The organism is Mycobacterium colombiense CECT 3035 (assembly GCF_002105755.1).
Taxonomy (GTDB): domain Bacteria; phylum Actinomycetota; class Actinomycetes; order Mycobacteriales; family Mycobacteriaceae; genus Mycobacterium; species Mycobacterium colombiense.
Genome location: NZ_CP020821.1, coordinates 5,189,258 through 5,209,596, shown reverse-complemented (window position 1 = coordinate 5,209,596; position 20,339 = coordinate 5,189,258). Strand labels below are relative to the sequence as shown.

Annotated in this window: 17 protein-coding genes and 1 pseudogene; 10 read left to right on the top strand and 8 right to left on the bottom strand. The window is 69.4% G+C overall.

The window, feature by feature from the left end; genetic code table 11:
• Together B9D87_RS24615 and rfbD are read right to left on the bottom strand one after the other, a co-directional pair.
• Nucleotides 1–891 carry a glycosyltransferase family 2 protein gene (locus tag B9D87_RS24615; protein ID WP_007773182.1) on the bottom strand — a complete coding sequence of 297 codons (891 nt, stop codon included), beginning with the start codon at nt 889–891 and terminating at the stop codon, nt 1–3.
• Nucleotides 884–1,798: a dTDP-4-dehydrorhamnose reductase gene (gene rfbD / locus B9D87_RS24610; RefSeq protein ID WP_040630939.1), complete on the bottom strand. Its 915-nt coding sequence runs from the start codon at nt 1,796–1,798 to the stop codon at nt 884–886. Before rfbD ends, B9D87_RS24615 begins: the two co-directional genes overlap by 8 nt.
• Before the next feature lie 98 nt (nt 1,799–1,896).
• Here rfbD and B9D87_RS24605 point away from each other — a divergent pair, with 98 nt between their 5' ends.
• From B9D87_RS24605 to ctpC, 4 genes are all read left to right on the top strand, one after another.
• Complete coding sequence (locus B9D87_RS24605; protein ID WP_040630941.1) at nt 1,897–3,369, top strand: LCP family protein; 1,473 nt, start codon at nt 1,897–1,899, stop codon at nt 3,367–3,369.
• Entirely contained in the window at nt 3,357–4,073 is a 717-nt protein-coding gene (locus tag B9D87_RS24600) for a TIGR03089 family protein (protein WP_202950009.1), read from the top strand. Before B9D87_RS24605 ends, B9D87_RS24600 begins: the two co-directional genes overlap by 13 nt.
• Before the next feature lie 122 nt (nt 4,074–4,195).
• Nucleotides 4,196–4,477 (top strand): DUF1490 family protein, encoded by a 282-nt coding sequence (locus B9D87_RS24595; protein ID WP_007773190.1) that lies wholly within the window; start codon nt 4,196–4,198, stop codon nt 4,475–4,477.
• A 10-nt stretch (nt 4,478–4,487) separates the two neighbouring features.
• Nucleotides 4,488–6,719, top strand: coding sequence for a manganese-exporting P-type ATPase CtpC (ctpC, locus tag B9D87_RS24590; protein ID WP_007773191.1), 2,232 nt, complete (start codon nt 4,488–4,490; stop codon nt 6,717–6,719).
• Nucleotides 6,720–6,723: 4 nt separating this feature from the next.
• Here the strand turns inward: ctpC and B9D87_RS24585 are convergent, their stop codons facing one another.
• Nucleotides 6,724–7,380, bottom strand: coding sequence for a cation efflux transmembrane domain-containing protein (locus B9D87_RS24585; protein WP_007773192.1), 657 nt, complete (start codon nt 7,378–7,380; stop codon nt 6,724–6,726).
• 138 nt (nt 7,381–7,518) lie between these two features.
• Between B9D87_RS24585 and B9D87_RS24580 the strand changes: the two genes are divergently transcribed.
• The gene (locus tag B9D87_RS24580) at nt 7,519–8,436 is read left to right on the top strand and encodes a class I SAM-dependent methyltransferase (protein ID WP_007773193.1); all 918 of its coding nucleotides are present in this window, start codon (nt 7,519–7,521) and stop codon (nt 8,434–8,436) included.
• Nucleotides 8,437–8,449: 13 nt separating this feature from the next.
• Nucleotides 8,450–9,655, top strand: coding sequence for a CoA transferase (locus B9D87_RS24575; RefSeq protein ID WP_007773194.1), 1,206 nt, complete (start codon nt 8,450–8,452; stop codon nt 9,653–9,655).
• 3 nt (nt 9,656–9,658) lie between these two features.
• Here B9D87_RS24575 and B9D87_RS24570 read toward each other — a convergent pair whose 3' ends face one another.
• Both B9D87_RS24570 and pstS (B9D87_RS24565) read right to left on the bottom strand, forming a co-directional pair.
• Nucleotides 9,659–11,644 (bottom strand): serine/threonine-protein kinase PknD, encoded by a 1,986-nt coding sequence (locus B9D87_RS24570; RefSeq protein ID WP_007773195.1) that lies wholly within the window; start codon nt 11,642–11,644, stop codon nt 9,659–9,661.
• Nucleotides 11,645–11,683: 39 nt separating this feature from the next.
• Complete coding sequence (gene pstS, locus B9D87_RS24565) at nt 11,684–12,775, bottom strand: phosphate ABC transporter substrate-binding protein PstS (RefSeq protein WP_007773196.1); 1,092 nt, start codon at nt 12,773–12,775, stop codon at nt 11,684–11,686.
• A gap of 221 nt (nt 12,776–12,996) precedes the next feature.
• On the opposite strand from pstS (B9D87_RS24565), the gene B9D87_RS24560 reads away from it, so the two are divergent.
• The 4 genes and pseudogenes from B9D87_RS24560 to pstA all read left to right on the top strand — a co-directional run bounded on the left by B9D87_RS24560 (nt 12,997) and on the right by pstA (nt 16,935).
• On the top strand, nt 12,997–13,845 hold the full coding sequence (locus B9D87_RS24560) for an ATP-binding cassette domain-containing protein (protein WP_007773197.1): 849 nt from the start codon (nt 12,997–12,999) through the stop codon (nt 13,843–13,845).
• Between the two features lie 33 nt (nt 13,846–13,878).
• The gene (gene pstS, locus B9D87_RS24555; protein ID WP_007773199.1) at nt 13,879–15,000 is read left to right on the top strand and encodes a phosphate ABC transporter substrate-binding protein PstS; all 1,122 of its coding nucleotides are present in this window, start codon (nt 13,879–13,881) and stop codon (nt 14,998–15,000) included.
• Nucleotides 15,001–15,105: 105 nt separating this feature from the next.
• A pseudogene (pstC, locus tag B9D87_RS26635) lies at nt 15,106–16,074 on the top strand (phosphate ABC transporter permease subunit PstC); the annotation flags it as partial.
• Between the two features lie 6 nt (nt 16,075–16,080).
• Nucleotides 16,081–16,935 (top strand): phosphate ABC transporter permease PstA, encoded by an 855-nt coding sequence (gene pstA / locus B9D87_RS26630; protein WP_007773204.1) that lies wholly within the window; start codon nt 16,081–16,083, stop codon nt 16,933–16,935.
• Here pstA and B9D87_RS24545 read toward each other — a convergent pair.
• Genes B9D87_RS24545 through B9D87_RS24535 form a run of 3 tightly spaced genes read right to left on the bottom strand, consistent with a single transcriptional unit; the run spans nt 16,932 to nt 20,115 of the window.
• Nucleotides 16,932–17,381: a response regulator gene (locus B9D87_RS24545; RefSeq protein ID WP_007773205.1), complete on the bottom strand. Its 450-nt coding sequence runs from the start codon at nt 17,379–17,381 to the stop codon at nt 16,932–16,934. The two genes, pstA and B9D87_RS24545, sit on opposite strands and share 4 nt — an antisense overlap.
• Nucleotides 17,378–18,973, bottom strand: a complete 1,596-nt coding sequence (locus B9D87_RS24540) for a sensor histidine kinase (protein ID WP_007773206.1) — start codon at nt 18,971–18,973, stop codon at nt 17,378–17,380. Before B9D87_RS24540 ends, B9D87_RS24545 begins: the two co-directional genes overlap by 4 nt.
• Nucleotides 18,970–20,115 (bottom strand): PP2C family protein-serine/threonine phosphatase, encoded by a 1,146-nt coding sequence (locus B9D87_RS24535; RefSeq protein ID WP_007773207.1) that lies wholly within the window; start codon nt 20,113–20,115, stop codon nt 18,970–18,972. The genes B9D87_RS24540 and B9D87_RS24535 overlap by 4 nt, the downstream gene beginning before the upstream one ends.
• Nucleotides 20,116–20,339: the final 224 nt, after the last annotated feature.

Genomic DNA, 20,339 nt, shown 5'->3' with positions numbered 1-20,339 from the left:
TCAGTGTCGCCCTTCTACCAGTTTCCGCCGTCCGGTGGCGCGCAGCGCGCTGCGCACCATCAGGCGGGACCGCACCGCCAGCGATGCCCGCAGGGTCCAGCGCAGCGGAGCGCGCAGCCAACCGGAGTGCCGGTCGGCCAGGAACATATACGTGCTCTTGTGGTGGGCGGCCAGGTGGTTGGCCGGGTCCCCTCCGGTGGAGTGGCCCTTGTGGTGCAGCACCTCCGCCGATGGGACGTAGACGGACAGCCAGCCGGCCTTGCCGAGCCGGTCGCCGAGGTCGACGTCTTCCATGTACATGAAGTAGCGCTCGTCGAAGCCGCCGATCTGGCCGAACGCCGAGCGGCGCAGCAGCAGGCACGAGCCCGACAGCCAGCCCACCGGCCGCTCGCTGGGCTCCAGCCGTTCCTGCCGGTACGCGGCCGACCACGGGTTGCTCTTCCAGAACGGCCCGACGACGGCGTGCATGCCGCCGCGGATCAGGCTGGGCAGGTGGCGCGCCGACGGATAGACCGATCCGTCGGGATCGCGGACCAGCGGGCCCAGCGCGCCGGCGCGCGGCCAGCGTGACGCGGCGTCCAGGAGTTCGTCGATGCTGCCCGGGCCCCACTGCACGTCGGGGTTGGCGACGATCACCCAGTCGTCGTCGCGATCCAGTTGCGCGACGGCGCGATTCACCGCGGTCCCGTAGCCGAGGTTGGCGCCGGTGTGGAACAGCCGCACGTTGGGATAGCGCTCGACGGCGGCCTCCGGGGTGCCGTCGGTGGAGCCGTTGTCGGCCAGCAGCACGCACACCTCTCGCTCGGTGGCCAGCGACAGCGAGGCCAGGAAGCGCTCCAGGTGCGGGCCCGGTGAGTAGGTCACCGTCACGACCGGCAGGACGTCAGTCACGCGTAGAGGGTAACGGTCGATCGGCCGCGACAGCGCCAGCTGCGTTGTGAGAGGCGGCCAGCGCCGCGACAAGCGCAGGGCGCCAAGGCCGCAGCGGCCGCATTCCCGCGGCCACGGACTGGCCGCTGGACAGCGCGGAGTAGGCGGGCCGGGGCGCCGGGCGCGGAAAGTGGTCGGTGGTGACCGGGCGCACCCGCTCCGGATCGGCGCCGCACTCCTCGAAGACGGCGCGGGCCTGTTCGAACCGCGAGCACGCGCCCTCGTTGGCGGCGTGCAGGATCGGGCCGGGAACGCCGTCGTCGACGATCTGCAGCAGCGCGGCGGCCAGGTCGCCGACGTAGGTCGGGGAGCCGATCTGGTCGTCCACCACATTTACCGGGCCGTCCCCGGCGGCCAGCCGGCGCATGACGGCGACGAAGTCCTTGCCGGTGCCGCCGGTGTAGACCCAGGCGGTGCGGACCACGACCGCCTCCGGCAACGCGGCGAGCACAGCCCGCTCCCCCGCGACCTTGCTGCGCGCGTACACGCCCTGCGGCGCGGTCTGGTCGCTGGGCTCGTACGGGCGGGGCGGCGCGCCGCCGAAGTCGCCGTTGAATACGTAGTCGGTGGAGACGTGGATCAGCTGGGCGCCGGCCTGCGCGCAGGCGCGGGCGATGTGCCCGGGCCCGGTCTCGTTGACGGCGAACGCGCCGGCCTCGTCGGTCTCGGCGCCGTCGACGTCGGTGTAGGCCCCGCAGTTGATCACGACGTCGCCGGGCCGCACGATCCGCTCGGCGGCCGCGGGGTCGGTGATGTCCCACTGCGACGACGTGAACGCCACCGCGTCACGGCCCTGACTTGCTGCGAGCGAGGTCAAATAGCCGCCCAGCTGCCCGCCGGCACCGGCGATCACGATCCTGCCTGACATGGTTCGAGTTTGGCATGGCCCGAAAACGACGGGCCAAGCCCGGGGCACGCGGGGCTTCGCTACCCGTGAAGCCACTGTGTCGCAAGTAATGTAGTGGGATGCCTGTGCAACATGTGGTTCGTGTGATTGCCACCGCGCTGACGCTCGCGGTCGTCCTCGGCACCGGGATCGCGTGGAGCAATGTCCGATCGTTCGAAGACGGCATCTTCCACATGTCCGCGCCCTCGCTGGGCAAAGGCGGCGACGACGGCGCCATCGACATCCTGCTGGTGGGGCTGGACAGCCGCACCGATGCGCACGGCAACCCGCTGTCGCAGGAGGAGCTGGACACGCTGAGGGCCGGCGACGAGGAAGCCACCAACACCGACACGATCATCCTGATCCGCATCCCCAACAACGGGAAGTCGGCCACCGCGATCTCCATCCCGCGCGACTCCTACGTCGCCGCCCCGGGGTTGGGCAAGACCAAGATCAACGGCGTCTACGGCCAGACCCGGGAGGCCAAGCGCACCGCCCTGGTCAAGGCCGGCGCCTCCGCCACCGAGGCCGCGGCCCAGGGCACCGAGGCCGGCCGCGAGGCGCTGATCAAGACCGTCGCCGACCTCACCGGCGTCACCGTCGACCACTACGCCGAGATCGGCCTGCTCGGCTTCTCGCTGATCACCGACGCCCTCGGCGGTGTCGACGTGTGCCTCAAGGAGCCGGTGTTCGAACCGCTGTCGGGTGCCGACTTCCCGGCCGGCCCGCAGCGGCTCAACGGGCCCGAGGCGCTCAGCTTCGTGCGGCAACGCCACGAGCTGCCGCGCGGCGACCTGGACCGCGTGGTGCGCCAGCAGGTGGTGATGGCCTCGCTGGCCCACCGGGTGATCTCCGGCCAGACGCTGTCCAGTCCCACCACGGTCAAGCGGCTGGAGGCCGCCGTCCAGCGCTCGGTGGTGATCTCCGCCGGTTGGGACGTGATGGATTTCGTGCAGCAGATGCAGAAGCTGGCCGGCGGCAACGTCGCCTTCGCCACCATCCCGGTGCTCGACGGCGCCGGCTGGAGCGACGACGGCATGCAGAGCGTGGTGCGGCTGGACCCGCATCAGGTCGCCGACTGGGTGGCCGGCCTGCTGCACGACCAGGAGCAGGGCAAGACCGAGGAGATCGCCTACACCCCCGCGAAGACCACGGCCAGCGTGGTCAACGACACCGACATCAACGGCCTGGCCTCGGCCGTGTCAGACGTGTTGAGCGCCAAGGGCTTTGCCACGGGTACGGTGGGCAACAACGAGAGCGGGCACGTCAAGGCCAGCCAGGTGCGCGCCGCCAAGAGCGACGACCTGGGGGCCAAGGAGGTTTCCAAGGAGTTGGGTGGGTTGCCGGTGGTCGCCGACGCCTCGCTGGCGCCGGGTGCGGTGCGGGTGGTGCTGGCCAACGACTACAGCGGTCCGGGCTCGGGCCTGTCCGGCAGCGCCGAGATCATGCCCGCCAAGGTGTCCACCGCCGGAGCGGTGACCGCCGACCCCAGGGTCCCGGCCCCCTCGCCGATTCTGACCGCGGGCTCCGACAAGCCGGAGTGCATCAACTGAGCACGCTGAGCGGGGCCATCCTCGATCCGATGCTGCGGGCCGATCCGGTCGGCCCGCGCATCACCTACTACGACGACGCGACCGGCGAACGCATCGAACTGTCCGGCGTGACGCTGGCCAACTGGGCCGCCAAGACGGGCAACCTGCTGCGCGACGAGCTGGGCGCCGGACCGGGCAGCCGGGTGGGCATCCTGCTGCCCGCGCACTGGCAGACGGCGGCGGTGCTGTTCGGGGTGTGGTGGATCGGCGCCGAGGCGGTGCTGGCGGGCCCCGCCGACCTCGCGCTGTGCACGGCCGCGCGCCTGGACGAGGCCGACGAGGCGGCATCGGGGGGCGAGGTGGCGGTGCTGTCCCTGGATCCGTTCGGCCGCCCGGCATCCGACCTGCCGATCGGCGTGACCGACTACGCCACCGCGGTGCGGGTGCACGGCGATCAGATCTTGCCCGAACCGAGCCCGGGACCGGCGCTGGGCGGGCGATCGGCCGACGAGGTGTTGGCCGATTGTCAAAGTTCAGCCGCCGCAAGGGGTTTGACGTCGAGCGACCGGGTGCTGTCCGGCGCGTCGTGGTCGGGGCCCGCCGAATTGGTGGACGGCCTGCTGGCGATCCTGGTCGTCGGCGGCTCGCTGGTTCAGGTGGCCAACGCCGATCCGGCCGCACAAGAGCGCCGCATCGCGACCGAAAAAGTCACCCGGGTGCTGTAGGGGCCCCGCGGGCCTGGCGGACGCCACGTCGCCCCCCCGATACATATTGATATCGCTATATTTCGATGTTAACGTCGTGCAAGCATGGGCTGAACGCTTCAGACGATAGGAAGGTTGCGGCAATGGCGGTGTACGGGCTCCTGGCGAAGGCGGCAGGCACGGTGGTCACCGGGTTGGTCGGAGTGACGGCCTACGAGGTGGTGCGCAAGGCCGTGGCCAAGGCGCCGCTGCACGAGACCGCGGTCAAGGGCGCCGAGCTCGGGCTGCGCGGCACCCGCAAGGCCGAAGAGGCCGCCGAGTCGGCGCGGCTGCGGCTCGCCGACGTCATGGCCGAGGCCCGCGAGCGCATCGGCGAGGAGGCGCCCACGCCGTCGATCGCCGACACCCACGACCACGACCACTGATCGAAGCGATATGGACCTCGCCCTAGTCCCCGACATCGCAGACGAGGCGCGCACCGAAGACCCCGCGCTGCAAGTCATTTCGGATGCGGCCGGACGCATGCGGGTCGCCGTCGACTGGGTGCGCGCCAACTCCCGGCGCGCCGTGGCGGTCGAAGAGGCCGTCGCCAAGTGCGAGGGCGTGCGCGTGGTGCACGCCTACCCGCGCACCGGATCGGTCGTCGTCTGGTACTCGCCGCGGCGCTGCGACCTCTCCGCGGTGCTGGCCGCCATCGGCGACGCCTTGCACGTCGCCGCCGAACTGATCCCGGCCCGCGCGCCGCACTCCTCGGAGATCCGCAACGCCGACGTGCTGCGCATGGTCATCGGCGGCGCCGCGCTGGCCCTGCTCGGGGTGCGCCGCTACGTGTTCGCCCGCCCGCCGCTGCTGGGACCCAGCGGCCGGCTGTTCGCCACCGGCGTCACCGTCTTCACCGGCTACCCCTTCCTGCGCGGCGCGCTGCGCTCGTTGCGTTCCGGCAGGGCCGGCACCGACGCGCTGGTGTCGGCGGCCACGGTGGCGAGCCTGGTGCTGCGCGAGAACGTCGTCGCGCTCACCGTGCTGTGGTTGCTCAATATCGGTGAGTACCTTCAGGATCTGACGTTGCGGCGGACCCGCCGCGCCATCTCCGAACTGCTGCGCGGCAGCCAGGACACGGCCTGGATCCGGCTCACCGACGGTCCTGAGGCAGGCACCGAGGTTCAGGTGCCGATCGACACCGTGCAGATCGGCGACGAGGTGGTGGTCCACGACCACGTCGCCATCCCGGTCGACGGCGAGGTGGTCGACGGCGAGGCGATCGTCAACCAGTCCGCGATCACCGGGGAGAACCTGCCCGTCAGCGTGGTGGTCGGCGCGCACGTGCACGCCGGCTCGGTGGTGGTGCGCGGACGCCTGGTGGTGCGCGCCCGCGCCGTCGGCAACCAGACCACCATCGGCCGCATCATCACCCGGGTCGAGGAGGCCCAGCACGACCGGGCGCCCATCCAGACCGTCGGCGAAAACTTCTCCCGCCGTTTCGTTCCCACGTCGTTCATCGTCTCGGCCATCACGCTGGCGGTCACCGGTGACGTCCGCCGCGCGATGACCATGCTGCTGATCGCCTGCCCGTGCGCGGTGGGCCTGGCCACCCCGACCGCGATCAGCGCGGCGATCGGCAACGGCGCGCGCCGCGGCATCCTGATCAAGGGCGGCTCGCATCTCGAGCAGGCCGGCCGGGTGGACGCGATCGTGTTCGACAAGACCGGCACGCTGACCGTCGGGCGCCCGGTGGTCACCAATATCATTGCGCTGCACAAGGACTGGCAACCCGAGCAGGTGCTGGCGTATGCGGCCAGCTCGGAGATCCATTCCCGCCACCCGCTGGCCGAGGCGGTGATCCGGTCCACCGAGGAACGCCACATCACCATCCCGCCGCACGAGGAGTGCGAGGTCTTGGTGGGCCTGGGCATGCGGACCTGGGCCGACGGCCGGACCCTGCTGCTGGGCAGCCCCGGGCTGCTGCGCGCCGAAAACGTGCGGGTGTCCAAGAAGGCGTCGGAGTGGGTGGACCGGCTGCGCCGCCAGGCCGAGACCCCGTTGCTGCTCGCCGTCGACGGGAAGCTGGTGGGCTTGATCAGCCTGCGCGACGAGGTGCGCCCCGAGGCCGCCGAGGTGCTGAACAAGCTGCGCGCCAACGGCATTCGTCGCATCGTCATGCTCACCGGCGACCACCCGGACATCGCCGAGGTGGTCGCGGGCGAGCTCGGGATCGACGAATGGCGCGCCGAGGTGATGCCGGAGGACAAGCTCGCGGCGGTGCGCGATCTGCAGGACGAGGGCTACACCGTCGGCATGGTCGGCGACGGCATCAACGACGCGCCCGCGCTGGCCGCCGCCGACATCGGGATCGCGATGGGGCTGGCCGGAACCGACGTCGCCGTCGAGACCGCCGACGTGGCGCTGGCCAACGACGACCTGCACCGGCTGCTCGACGTGCGCGACCTGGGTGCCCGCGCGGTCGACGTCATCCAGGAGAACTACGGCATGTCCATCGCCGTCAACGCCGCCGGGCTGATCATCGGCGCGGGCGGGGCGCTGTCCCCCGTGCTGGCCGCGATCCTGCATAACGCGTCCTCGGTGGCGGTGGTGGCCAACAGCTCGCGGCTGATCCGCTACCGGCTGGACGCGCCGCGCGGGGCGGCGAACGGCGAGCGCGCCGGCTGAAAAGTCAACAGCCGCAATCCTCGCCGCGCCAGGCGCGCACGCCCTGCCAGACCGCGACGCCGGCGATGGCCAGCCCGACGGCCGGGTCGATCCACCACGCGCCGGACCACAGCGTCGTCATCGCGAGTCCGGCCAACACCCCGGCGGCCTGGGCGGCGCACAGGTAGTTCTGGATCCCCTCGGCCTCGGTGGCCTCCGACCCCAACCGGGTGCCCAACCGGTGGTTGGCCCGGCCCAGTACCGGCATGAGCACCAGCGCGAGGGCGGTCAGCCCGATGCCGATCACCGATGTCTCGGCGTGGCGTCCACCTATCAGGTCGTGCACGGATTCGGCGGCGATGTACGGCGCGGTCAGCCAGAACGACACCGCGACGCCGCGTTGCGCGCGCCGCTCGGCGGTGGCGGAGAAGGCGCGCGCCCCGCTGAACCGCCACACCACCATGGCGCTGGCCAGCGCCTCCGACGCGCCGCCCAGGGCCCACCCGGTCAGGGCGACCGAGCCGACCGCGAATCCCTGCCACAGCCCGACGACGCCCTCGACGAGCACCACGGCCAGGCTCACCCAGGCCAGCCGCCGCGCCCACCCGGCGCCGCGCCGCCAGTCGGCGTCGTGCGCGGCGCTGCCCCGGCACTCCTGCGTGATGGCAACCGAAGTGGTCATGGCGCGAGGCTAGCGGCGCCGCGGCGGGGCCCGCCGCCGCAACGCCCGGCCGTGACCGATCTGTGTCGCACCTCGCGCCGGGGCGCCCGGCGCGGGTAGTTATTGTGGCTAACCAGTAGACCCGAAGGGATTTCCGCCATGGCGCGCACCGACGACGACACCTGGGACCTGGCGACCAGCGTGGGAGCGACCGCCACCATGGTGGCCGCCGGGCGAGCCCGGGCCACCCTGGACGGGCTGATCGACGATCGGTTCGCCGAACCGCTGGTGCGCGCGGTCGGCGTCGACTTCATGACCCGGTGGGCCGCCGGCGAGCTCGCCTCCGCCGACGTCGACGAGCCGGGCGCCCCGTGGGGCATGCAGCGCATGACCGACATGCTGGCCGCCCGCACCCGCTACATCGACGCGTTCTTCGCCGAGGCGGGCGCGGCGGGCATCGACCAGGTGGTCATCCTGGCTTCCGGCCTGGACGCGCGCGCCTACCGGCTGCCGTGGGCGCCGGGCACCACGGTGTTCGAGATCGACCAGCCGCAGGTTCTGCAGTTCAAGGCCGCCACCTTGGCGCAGCTCGGCGCCCAGCCCACCGCCGAGGTGCGCGACGTTCCGATCGACCTGCGCCACGATTGGCCGTCGGCGCTGCGGCAGGCCGGCTTGGACACCGGGCGGCCCGCCGCCTGGGCGGCCGAGGGCCTGGTCGGCTTCCTGCCGCCCGAGGCCCAGGATCGGTTGTTGGACAACGTCACCGCGCTGTCCGCCGACGGCAGTCAGCTGGTGGTCGAGGTCTTCGCGAACACCGGGGTCAGCGGCGACGCCCTGAATGCCGCGAGCGAGAAGTGGCGGCAGGGCGGCCTCGACATCGCCCTGGGCGAGCTCGGCTTCCCCGGCGAGCGCAACGACGTGGCGACCTACCTGCAGCAGCGGGGCTGGCAGCCGGTCCGCACCCCGCTGAACCAGATGCTGGCCAACAACGGCCTGCCGCTGCAGTCGACCGATCCCGGCGCGCCCTTCGCGCAGAATTACTACTGCACCGCGGTGCTGCACCGGTCAGGCTCTTAGGAAGGCGAACACCGTGCCCGACAGCAAGCCAAACAGCAAGCCCGCCAAGCCACTTGACGGTTTCCGGGTGCTGGACTTCACCCAGAACATCGCCGGGCCGATGGCCGGTCAGGTGCTGGCCGACCTGGGTGCCGAGGTGATCAAAATCGAGGCGCCCGTCGGCGAGGCGGCCCGGCACATCACCGCGGTGCTGCCCGGGCGCCCGCCGCTGGCCACCCTGTTCCTCCCCCACAACCGGGGTAAGAAGTCGGTGATGGCCGACCTGCGCAGCGACGAGGCCAAGCAGCAGATCCTGCGGCTGGTCGATACGGCCGACGTTGTGCTGGAAGGGTTTCGGCCCGGGGTGATGGAACGCATGGGCCTGGGCCCCGACGAGCTGCAGGCCCGCAACCCCAAACTCATCTACGCGCGGCTGTCCGCCTACGGCGGCAACGGGCCGGAGGGCAGCCGGCCGGGCGTCGACCTGATGGTCGCCGCCGAGTCGGGCATGACCACCGGAATGCCCACGCCCACCGGCAAACCCCAGATCATCCCGTTCCAGCTCGTCGACGCCGCCAGCGGTCACGTGCTGGCCCAGGCCGTGCTGGCCGCGCTGCTCAACCGCGAGCGCCACGGGGTGGCCGATGTCGTGCGGGTCGCCATGTACGACGTCGCGGTCAGCCTGCAGGCCAGCCAGCTGACCATCCACCTGAACAAACCGAGCGAGGCGCCGAAGCCGGACGCGGCACCAAAAGCCAAGAAGCGCAAGGGTGTTGGGTTCGCCACCCAACCGTCGGACGCCTTCAAGGCCGCCGACGGCTACCTGGTGATCAGCGCGTATGTACCCAAGCACTGGGACAAGCTGTGCGAGATCATCGGCCGCCCCGACATGCGCGACGACGAGCGGTTCATCGACCAGCGCGCGCGGGCGCTGAACTACCCGGAGCTGACCGAGGAGCTCGAGAAGGCTTTGGCCGCCAAGACCGCCGGCGAATGGGTGCGGTTGCTGCAGGAGGGCGGCCTGATGGCCTGCCACGCCTACACCTGGAAGCAGGTGGTCGGCACCGCGCTGTTCGCCGAGAACGAGCTGGCCCTGCCGGTCGGCGAGGGCGCCGATGAGGTCACCGTGATCCGCACTCCGGCAAGGTATTCCAGCTTTGACGCCGCGGCCGCCGAGCCCCCGCCCGCCCTGGGCCAGCACACCGAGGAGTATCTGGGCGCGCCGCAGCCCGCGTCGTAGGCCTCACGGCGTCAGCTTGACCACCCGGTCGTTGCCGCGGTCGGCGACGTAGACGTTCTGGTCCTTGTCGACCGTCACCGCCAACGGGGTGTTCAGCCCGTCGAACTTCAGCTCGGTCGGGGTGTTGGACCCGGCGGGCAGTTTGAGCACCCGGCTGGTGTCGTGTTCGGTGACGTATACGCTGCCCGAGCTGTCCACCGCGATACCCCACGGAACGGAGATCCCGGTGAACGGCAGCACCGTCTGGGCGGTCGCCCCGGCGGGCAACTCCAGCACCCGGTTGTTGTCGGTGTCGGCGACGTAGACATTGCCGGCGGTATCCACCGCCACACCGTCGGGGTTTTTCAGATCGGCGAACGGCAGCACCGTCTGAGCGCTGGACCCCGGCGCCAACTTCACCACCCGGCTGTTGCCCCGGTCGGCGACGTAGACGCCGCCCTGAGGATCCACCGCGACACCCTCCGGGTAACTGAGGCCGGTGAACGGGAGCACGGCCTGGTTGTTCGACCCCGCCGCCAACTTCACCACCCGGTTGTTGAAATCCGCGACGTACACCGCGCCGGCGCTGTCCACCGCCAGGCCCTGGGGCTGATAAAGACCGGTGAACGGCAGCACCGTCGGCGTGCTCGCCCCGGCCGGTAACTCCACCACCCGCCCGTACATGCCCTGGTTGGTGACGAACACGTCGCCCGCCTTGTTCAGCGCCACCCCGCCCGGCGACAGACGGAAGTCAATGCCGTTGAACGGCAGCACACTTTGACCGCTCGCCTCCTTCGACGGCGACGAGCCCGTCGACATGTAACCGATGACCGCCATGACGAAAGCGACGAGGGCCACCGCAGCGATGGCGCCGACGAGGATCCACTGCCTTCGTTTGTTGTCGGCCGGCACCGCGGGCCGCCCGAAGTCCGGGCCGGGCCCGTAAACGCGGCCGGAAGTCGTTGGTGCGGCGCGGATCAGCGACGGCCCAGGGCCGGACCGGTCGCTTCTGTTCGCGCTGTTCGCCGCTGCGGGCAGCGGTCCCGCCATGGTCTCGGCGCTCGGGGACAGGGCCGGCGAATCGCGCGTCAGGCGTGGATCGATGGCACCCGAGCCCACGGCCGCGCTTTCCCCCTCGCGCAGAATCGTGGCGGCCTTGCGCTGCTCGGACGTGGTCAGCGCCTGGTGGGCCGCCGCGGCGAATTCGCCCGCCGTGCGGTAGCGCTCGGCGGGGTTCTTGGCCATGCCCTTGGCGATCACCTGGTCCAGGGCGGGAGGAAACGCGCCGGGCCGCAACTGGCTGGGCGGCGCGGCGGTCTTCGTCAGGTGCGCGGCGATCAGCCGCTCGATGGTCTCGGCCCGGTAGGGCGGCGAACCGGTCAGGCACTCGGTCAAAACGCATGCCAGCGAATAGATGTCGACGCTGTGGGTGACCTCGTCTTCGGTGAAGCGTTCCGGGGCCATGTAGTAGTACGTGCCTATCGCGGTCCCGACCTGGGTCAGCCCCGGATCGCTCGCGCCCCGCGCGATGCCGAAATCGGCCAGGTAGGCGAAGTCGCTGGGGGTGACCAGAATATTGCCCGGTGTGACGTCGCGGTGCGTCACCCCGGCGGCGTGCGCCGCGTCCAGCGCCGCGGCCACCTGGCTGATGATGGCGATCGCGCGCGGCGGGGCCAGCGGCCCGTCGCGGCGCAACAGCGTCGCCAGGTCGACGCCGTCGACGAGGCGCATGTCGACGTAGAACCGCCCGTCGATCTCGCCGTAATCGTGGATCGGCACCACGTGCGGCTCGGTCAGCCGCCCGGCGATATCGGCCTCGCGCTGTAGCCGGGCGCGGAACTCCGCATTGGCCGAGAACTCCGGCGAGATCAACTTCAGGGCCACCATGCGGCGCTTGCGGGAGTCCTCGGCCTCATACACCTCACCCATGCCGCCCTGGCGCAGCAGCCGCACCAACCGGTACGGCCCGAACCAGGACCCGACCCGCGGGGCCGGCCCGTTATCGGTCACCGTCGAGCCCCTTTCATCTCGTCACGACATCGCATCTCGTCAGGAAATCGCGTTGACCGCCGTCGACAGCTTCGCCTTGAACGAGGCGGGCAGCGGGATGGAACCGTACTGGTCCAGGCCGTCCTGGCCCGGCCCGATGGCGGCCTGCATGAAGGCCTTTACCGCCTGGCCGGTCGCGGAATCCGGGTACTTCGAGCAGACGATCTCGTACGTCGGCTCCACGATCGGGTACGCGCCCGACTGCGTCGGCTTGTAGAACGACGAGGTGTCCAACACCAAGTCGTTGCCCTGCCCCTTGAAGGTGGCCCCCGCAATCGTCTTGCCGACCGAGTCGGTGGTGATCGACACCGGATCCGGGCCCGCCGAGGTGATGATCTGGGCCATGCTCAACTGTTTGCCCACCGCGAACGACCACTCGTTGTAGGTGATCGAACCGTCAGTGCTCTGCACCGCTCCGGACGAGCCCTCGTCTCCGGCGGCTCCGTCGCCGACGCCGCCGTTGAACTTCTCGCCATCGCCCTTGCCCCAGGCGCCGTTGGATGCGGCATCCAGATACTGCTGGAAGTTGGCGGAGTTCGCGGACTTGTCGCTGCGGTAGATGACGTGAATGGGCACCGACGGCAGGTTGGTGGCGCCATTGAGCGCCTTGATGGCCGGGTCGTCCCACTTGGTGATGCCGCCGTTGAAAATCTTTGCCAAAGTCGGTGCGTCGAGTTTGAGCGGACTGACGCCGCTGAGGTTGTAGGTGACCGCGATCGGCTCGAACACCGCAGGCAGGTCCCAGGCCGGTGAGCCGCACCGGGCCGTGGCCCGTTCCGGCTCGCCTTTCGACGGGTCCAGCGCCACGCCGGAGCCCGCCAGGTCCGTCACGTTGCTGACGAAGTCCTCCACGCCCTTGCCGGAGCCGTTCGCGTTGTAGTCCAGCGTGTAACCCGGGCAGGACCGGACGTAGGCGTAGACGAACTGCGCCATCGCGTTCTCTTGCGCGGTCGCGCCGCTGGCGTGCAGCAACTTCTTGCCGCCGCACTGCACCGCCGACTGCGAGGCGCCGGAACCGCCGCCGCACCCCGACAACACCAGCGCGCCCGCGCTCAGCAGGCTCAACGCCGCTCCTGATCGGTTGAATCTCACGGAACTCCTCTGAAGATTCTCCGTACCAATATTCACTTTGCCACCAGACCGCGGTCTCGGACCCGCGCTCGGGCGCCAAAAGGTGAACACCACCTGAATATACAAAGGTAGATGTAGAAAATTTGTAGAGCTGAGCGCTGTCTGAGCAACGCCTTGGAAGATGGACAGAGTCTGAACGGCGCCCGCCCGCGGATGTGTGGCGCCAGTAGCATCGGCTGCAGATGAACCGTGCACAGCTGGACGCCGAACCCGGCGCGGTGGACGTCGATGTCGCTGCTCCGGCGATGGAAGCGGTGCACCTCACGCTGGGTTTCGGGGCCAAAACCGTGCTCGAAGAGGTATCCCTGAGCTTTCCGCCGCGCGCGGTCACTTCTTTGCTGGGCCCGACGGGCTCCGGAAAGACGACGTTCCTGCGCTCCATGAACCGGATGAACGACAAGGTCTCCGGCTACCGCCACAGCGGCGACGTCCTGCTGGGCGGGCGCAGCATCTTCAAAGAACGCGACCTGATGGAGTTTCGGCGCAGGGTCGGCATGCTGTTCCAGCGTCCCAACCCGTTCCCCATGTCCATCAGCGACAATGTGCTTTCGGGTGTGCGCGCCCATAAGTTGGTGCCGCGCAAGGAATTCGGCGACGTTGCCGAGGCCCGGCTCACCGAGGTGGGCCTGTGGGACGCGGTCAAGGACCGGCTCGGCGATTCACCGTTCCGGCTCTCGGGCGGTCAGCAGCAGTTGTTGTGCCTGGCCCGCACGCTCGCGGTGAACCCGGAAGTGCTGCTGCTCGACGAGCCCACCTCCTCCCTGGACCCGTCGACGACCGAGAAGATCGAGGACCTCATCCGGTCACTGGCCGGCCGGTTGACCGTGGTCATCGTGACCCATGACCTCGCCCAGGCCGCGCGGATCGGTGATCGGACCGCTCTGTTCTTCGACGGCAGGCTGGTCGAGGAGGGCCCCACCGAACAGCTATTCCTGTCACCGAAGCATGCGGAAACCGTCCGATACGTCTCCGGACTGTTCGGCGACCGCAGGCTCCTCGGCGTCGTCGTCGGGGCCGACAGCGCCCCCTAGGGCGGACAGCGAAAACAGGAGAAGGGCAAGACCATGAAAAATCGTCTGCAAATCCTGCTGGCTCTTTGTGCCACCGTTCCGCTGGTGCTGGTCGCGGCCGGCTGCGGTTCGAACAAGCCGGGCGGGCAATCGAACTCCGGCGCCTCCAGCACCCCCGCGACTGCGCCCGCGACGACCAACATCGCGCTGACGGAGACCGGCGCCACCGAGCTGTATCCGCTGATGAATCAGTGGGTTTCGGCATATCACTCGAAATACCCGAACGTGACCATCACCACGGGTGCCACCGGGTCGGGCGCGGGAATCTCCCAGGCCGCCGCGCGGGCCGTCGACATCGGCGCCTCGGGCGCCTACCTGTCCAACGGCGACATGGCCAAGCACAAGGGGCTGATGAACATCGCCCTGGCCATCTCCGCCGAGCAGGTCAACTACAACCTGCCGGGAGTCACCGAGCACCTGCAGCTGAACGGCAAAGTGCTGGGCGCCATGTACCGGGGTCAGATCAAAACGTGGAACGACCCGCAGATCGCCGCCCTCAACCCCGGGGTGAACCTGCCGGCAACTCCGGTGGTCCCCCTGCATCGTTCCGACGGCGCCGGCGACACCTTCGTGTTCACCCAGTACCTGTCCAAGCAGGACCCCGACGGATGGGGCAAGTCGCCCGGCTTCGGCACCACCGTCGACTTCCCCGCGGTACCCGGCGCCCTGGGTGAGAACGGCGCGGGCGGCATGGTGACCGGCTGCGCCGACACCCCCGGCTGCGTCGCCTACATCGGCAGCAGCTACCTCGACGAGGCTACCCAAAAGGGACTGGGCGTAGCCCAATTGGGCAATGCCTCCGGGAAGTATCTGCTGCCCGACGCCCAAAGCGTTGCGGCCGAGGCCACCGGCTTCGCCCCGCAAACCCCGGCGAACCAGGCGATCTCACTGGTCAACGGCCCCGCCGCGGACGGCTACCCGATCGTCTACTACGAGTACGCCGTGGTCTACAACAGCCAGAAGGACGCCGCGACGGCACAGACGCTACAGGCGTTCCTGCACTGGGCGGTGACCGACGGGAGCAACCCCTCGTTCCTGAACGCGGTGCACTTCCAGCCGCTGCCGCCGTCGCTGGTGAAGCTGTCCGACGCCCAGATCGCCCAAATCAACGGCTAAGTGGGCACGGTGACGACCTCCGTGCACGCCCGGCCGTCCGGCCGCAAGGCCGCCTTGGTGCGCGTGCGGGACCGCATCCGCAGCGCCAGCCGCGCCGGACTCATCATGCGGTGGGCCGGCGGGATAAGCGCGGTGATCCCGCTGCTCGCGCTGGCGTTCGTGCTGGCCACGCTCGTGATCGAGGCGGTGGGCGCGATCAAGGTCAACGGGCTGCACTTCTTGACCGGCACGGAATGGAACCCCGGCAACCTGTATGGCGAAACCGTTGTCACCCAAGGTGTCTCGCATCCCGTCGGCGTCTCCTACGGGGCGTTGCCGCTGATCGTCGGCACCCTGGCGAGCTCTTTGATCGCGTTGGTCATCGCGGTGCCGGTATCCGTCGGAGCGGCGTTCGCGATCGTGGAGAAACTGCCGAAGCGTCTCGCCTGGGCCGTCGGCATGGTCCTCGAGCTACTGGCCGGCATTCCCAGCGTCGTCGTCGGGCTTTGGGGCGCAATGACCTTCGGACCGTTCGTCGCGCACCACATCGCACCGGTGATCGCCCGCAACGCGCCAGACGTGCCGGTGCTGAACTACTTTCGCGGCAACACCGGCAACGGCGAAGGCATGCTGGTGTCCGGCCTGGTGCTGGCGGTGATGATCATCCCCATCATCGCCAGCACCTCTCGCGACCTGTTCCGCGCGGTTCCGGCGCTGCCCCGCGAGGGCGCGACCGCGCTGGGAATGTCCGATTGGGAGTGCGCGCGCCGGATCACGCTGCCGTGGGTGTCGAGCGGCATCGTCGGCGCGGTGGTGCTGGGACTGGGACGCGCGCTGGGAGAGACGATGGCCGTCGCCATGGTGTCCGGCGCGGAGTTGGGCGCGATGCCGGCCAACATCTACTCGACCATGACCACCATCGCCGCCACCGTTGTCTCCCAACTGGATTCGGCGATGACCGACTCCACCAACTTCGCGGTGAAAACGCTGGCGGAGGTTTCCCTGGTGCTGATGCTGATCACGTTGCTGACGAACATCGCCGCGCGCCTGCTGGTGCGCCGGGAGTCCGGCAGAGCGCTGCCGGTGGGACGGGGGTCTGACATGACCCGGTCGGTACGCGTCCGGCGCAGAACCGTCAACGGGCTCTTCTGGGCGACCTGCTTCTGCTGCTTGGCGGCGGTGGTCGGCCCGACGTTGTGGATGCTGATCGGAATCCTGGCCCGCGCGTTGCCGGTGTTTCATTTCAGCGTGCTGGTGCAGGACACCCAGGGCAACGGCGGCGGCCTGCGCAACGCGATCGCCGGAACCGTCGTCCTGTGCGTCGGAGTCATGCTGGTGGGCGGCACCATCAGCGTGTTGACCGGGATCTACCTTTCCGAATTCGCAACGGGCAGAAGGCGTTCCATCCTGCGTGGCGCCTACGAGGTGCTGGCCGGCATCCCGTCCATCGTCCTCGGCTACGTCGGCTACCTCGCGCTGGTGGTGGTTTTCGACTGGGGATTTTCACTGGCCGCCGGGGTGTTGACCCTGTCGGTCCTGAGCATCCCGTACATCGCCAAGGCCACCGAATCGGCGCTTGCGCAGGTGCCCACGGCCTATCGGGAGGGGGCGGAGGCGCTCGGGCTGCCGGTGACGTGGACCCTGCGCAAGATCGTTCTGAAGTCGGCCATTCCGGGCATCGTCACCGGCATCCTGCTGGCGATCGCGTTGGTGGTGGGCGAGACGGCGCCGATGCTGTACACGGCGGGATGGTCGAATTCCCTTCCGACGGGCCAACTCACCCACTCGCAGGTCGGTTACCTGACCTATCCGATCTGGACGTTCTACAACCTGCCGTCGAAGACGGCCCAGAACCTGTCCTACGACGCCGCCTTCTTGCTCATCGTGTTCCTGCTGCTGCTGATCCTGCTCGGACGGCTGATCACCTGGCTGTCCGCGCGCACCTCGCGCCGCTAGGCCCCGGCACCCGGCAGCCGCACCACCTGAACGAAGAACTCGTCGATCTGCCGAACGGCCTTCATGAACTGGTCCAGGTCAACGGGTTTGGTGACGTAGGCATTCGCGTGCAGCTTGTAGCTCTTGAGGATGTCTTCCTCGGCCGAGGAGGTGGTGAGCACCACGACCGGGATGCGAGCCAGGTCGGGGTCGGACTTGATCTTCTCCAGCAGCTGGCGACCGTCGTATTTGGGCAGGTTCAGGTCGAGCAGGATCAGGTCGGGCCGCGGCGCGTCGGCGAACTTCCCGCGCCGGTAGAGGTAGTCGAGGCCCTCCTCCCCGTCGTGCGCGACGTGCAGCCTGTTCTTGAGCTTGTTGTGCTCGAACGCTTCTCGGGTGATCAGCTCGTCACCCGGGTCGTCCTCGACGAGCAGGATATCGATCGCCCTGCCTTCCGGTGTGGTCATTGATGCGCTCCTTCCAAAGCGACCGAGTCTGCTTCGTCGACGGGTCTGGGACCGGGCAGGGTGAATTCGAATCGGGTCCCATCGGTGTAGGACGTGTCGATCCAGACGGTGCCGCCGTGATGCTCGATGATCTTCTTGACCAGCGCCAGGCCGACTCCGGTTCCGGCGTACACGTCGCGGCCGTGCAGCCGCTGGAAGATCACGAAGACCTTGTCGGAGAATTCCTCCGGGATGCCGATGCCGTTGTCGGCCACGCTCAGCAGCCATTCGCCGTCATCGGCGCCGGGCGCGCATTCGATGACCACCCGGGGCCGACGATCCTTGTGCCGGAACTTGATCGCGTTGCCGATCAGGTTTTGCCACAGCATCGTCAGCAGCATCGGGTCCCCGATGATCTGCGGTAGCGGCTGCTCCGGGCGCACGATCTGCGCCTCGGTTTCCTCGATCGCGGTGGCCAGGTTCGCCAGGCCCGCGTCGAGCGTCGCGTCGAGCTGCACCTCGGTCTCCGTGGTACCCAGCCGGCCGACCCTTGAGAAGGTGAGCAAGTCGTTGATCAGCGCCTGCATCCGCTTGGCGCCGTCGACCGCGAAGCCGATGTATTCGATGCCGCGCTCGTCGAGCTGGTCGCCGTAGCGCTTTTCCAGTAGCTGGCAGAAGGACGCGACCTTGCGCAGCGGTTCCTGCAGATCGTGCGATGCGACGTAGGCGAACTGCTCGAGTTCGGTGTTGGACCGCCGCAATTCGGCGGCCTGTTCGTCCAGCTGCGTCTGCGCCGACCGCGACACCTCGAGCTCGTCGACGATGCGCTTGCGCATGTTCTCCACGTCGATCGCCATCTTGCGAATGTCTTTGGGCCGCCGCGGAGGTGAGATCGTCTCCTCGAAGTTGCCCTGGGTGATGCTGCGGCAGGACGCCGCCAGGGCCGCGATCGGCCGGGTGATCGCGGCGCGGCTGAGCAGCCCCAGCAGCACGGCGGTACCGATCACGATGAACACCGTGGCGCCCAGCACCCAGTCACGCCAGCCGTTGATCTCGTCGAGTTCGTCGGTGGCGGCGGCGCTGGCCACCGTGAGGTGCGCGTTCTGCGTGTCGAAAAGCTCACGGAGGCGGTCGAATTTGCTCTTGCCGGTGTCGGCCGTGCTGGTGCTGATGTAGCTCGGCGTCTTGGGAGACACGTTGGAAATCAGCGGCTCGGCATAGTTCGTCCGCCAGTCCGCGGCGGCCGCCTCCACCGCGTCCAGATCGGCGATCAGCTCGGGGCGCCCGCCCACCAGACGCCGGATCTCTTCGGCCGCAGCCTGTTCGGCGCGCTGCCCGTCGTAATACGGCGCGAGGAACTGCCGGTCGGCGGAGATCAGGTAGCCACGCATGCCCGTCTCCTGATCGCGCAGCGCCGCCTGCAGGCGCGCCGCGGCGACGCGCGCCGGCTGGATGTTCTGGGCCATCTGGCGCGACACCTCGTCGGTGCGGTGCAGCAACACGGCGCCGACCAACGCCCCGACGAGCACGGTGGCGCCCATGACCCACAGCAGCAACGCCAGCCATCCCCGCACGGTGAGCTCCGTGAGCCGAAGCGGACGCGATGGGATCACGCGGTCGTCCTCTCGATACGCAGGACGGCGATGTCGTCGGTCAAACCGCCGCGGGGCTGGGCGAGTTCCTGGGCACCGTTGATCAGCGCGTCGACGAACGCGGGGCCGGGCCGCTCCGCGTGCGCGCGGGCCAGGGCGAGCAGGCCGTCCTCGCCCAGCCGTTGGGCGCCCTCGCCCGAATAGCCCTCGAAGAGTCCGTCGGTCAGCAACAGCAGGGCATGCCCGGCGGGCAGCTGTAGCTCTTCGGACGGCCAGTCGCCGGCGCGCAGGCCCAGCGCCGGGCCGCCCGCCGGCTCGAGCCACTCCACGGTCCCGCCGGCCTGCACCAACATCGGCGGGTGGCCGGCGCGGATGACGCTGACGCGCGGGCTGTCGGGCGAGATCTCCAGGCTGAGCACGGTCGCGAAGACACCGGTGTCGGTACGTTCCGAATGCAGGACCCGTTCGAGCTGGCGCATCAGTTCGACGCCGTGCACGCCGGCAAAGGTCAGCGCGCGGAACGCGATCCGCAACGCCGCACCCAGCGCGGCCTCGTGCGGGCCGTGCCCGGCGACGTCGCCGATCAGCACGTGCACGACCCGATCGGGTGTCTGGACGACGTCGTAGAAGTCACCGCACAACAGCGCGTCTTCGCGGCTCGGCCGGTACCGGGCGACGATGTCGACGCCCGGGTTGTCCAGCAGCAGCGGCGAGGGCAGCAGGCCGCGTTCCAGCAGCGCGTTCTCCCGGGCGCGCAGCCGGGTGGCGTGCAGGTCGGCGGCGATGAGTTCGGCGCGCTTGCGTTCGATGGCGTACAGCAGCGCGCGGCGCAGCATCTCCGGCTCGACCCGGCCCTTGACCAGATAGTCCTGGGCGCCGGCGGCCACCGCCGAGGCCCCGAAGTATTCGTCGTTCAGTCCGGTCAGCACCACGATCGGCACGGTCGCATCGAGGTTGGCGATGCGGTTCAATGCGTCGATCCCGCTGGCGTCGGGCAGGTGGAGGTCCAGCAGCACGCAGTCGGGCCGGGCGGACTCCAGTTCGCGTTCGGCGTGCGCCATCGACTTCGCCCACACCACCCGGATGTCGGTGACCGCATCGGTGATCAGGTCTTCCACCAGCACCGCGTCGGCACGGTCGTCCTCGACCAACAGCAACGACATCGACTGCCAACTCGCCGTCGGGGTGACTGGTCCTTGCACGGGCATCAGATCCCGGTCGACCGGCGCCGCGCAGGGGACATCGCGTTGTGCACTATGACCCCCTGGCCGTCGGTGAGACCTGTGGCGTGACGGCGCTCCGACCTGGTTAGCTCCGGCGCGCCGACGCCGACTCTACGTGTGGCGTTACCGCCCCGAATGGTTGCCGTGGGACATCGTATTCGTTG

Coding starts and splice junctions, on each gene's coding strand:
- rfbD (WP_040630939.1), bottom strand. CDS start 1,798: ATGTCAGGCAGGATCGTGATCGCCGGTGCCGGCGGGCAGCTGGGCGGC.
- B9D87_RS24605 (WP_040630941.1), top strand. CDS start 1,897: ATGCCTGTGCAACATGTGGTTCGTGTGATTGCCACCGCGCTGACGCTC.
- B9D87_RS24595 (WP_007773190.1), top strand. CDS start 4,196: ATGGCGGTGTACGGGCTCCTGGCGAAGGCGGCAGGCACGGTGGTCACC.
- ctpC (WP_007773191.1), top strand. CDS start 4,488: ATGGACCTCGCCCTAGTCCCCGACATCGCAGACGAGGCGCGCACCGAA.
- B9D87_RS24585 (WP_007773192.1), bottom strand. CDS start 7,380: ATGACCACTTCGGTTGCCATCACGCAGGAGTGCCGGGGCAGCGCCGCG.
- B9D87_RS24580 (WP_007773193.1), top strand. CDS start 7,519: ATGGCGCGCACCGACGACGACACCTGGGACCTGGCGACCAGCGTGGGA.
- B9D87_RS24560 (WP_007773197.1), top strand. CDS start 12,997: ATGAACCGTGCACAGCTGGACGCCGAACCCGGCGCGGTGGACGTCGAT.
- pstS (WP_007773199.1), top strand. CDS start 13,879: ATGAAAAATCGTCTGCAAATCCTGCTGGCTCTTTGTGCCACCGTTCCG.
- pstA (WP_007773204.1), top strand. CDS start 16,081: ATGACCCGGTCGGTACGCGTCCGGCGCAGAACCGTCAACGGGCTCTTC.
- B9D87_RS24545 (WP_007773205.1), bottom strand. CDS start 17,381: ATGACCACACCGGAAGGCAGGGCGATCGATATCCTGCTCGTCGAGGAC.
- B9D87_RS24535 (WP_007773207.1), bottom strand. CDS start 20,115: ATGTCGTTGCTGTTGGTCGAGGACGACCGTGCCGACGCGGTGCTGGTG.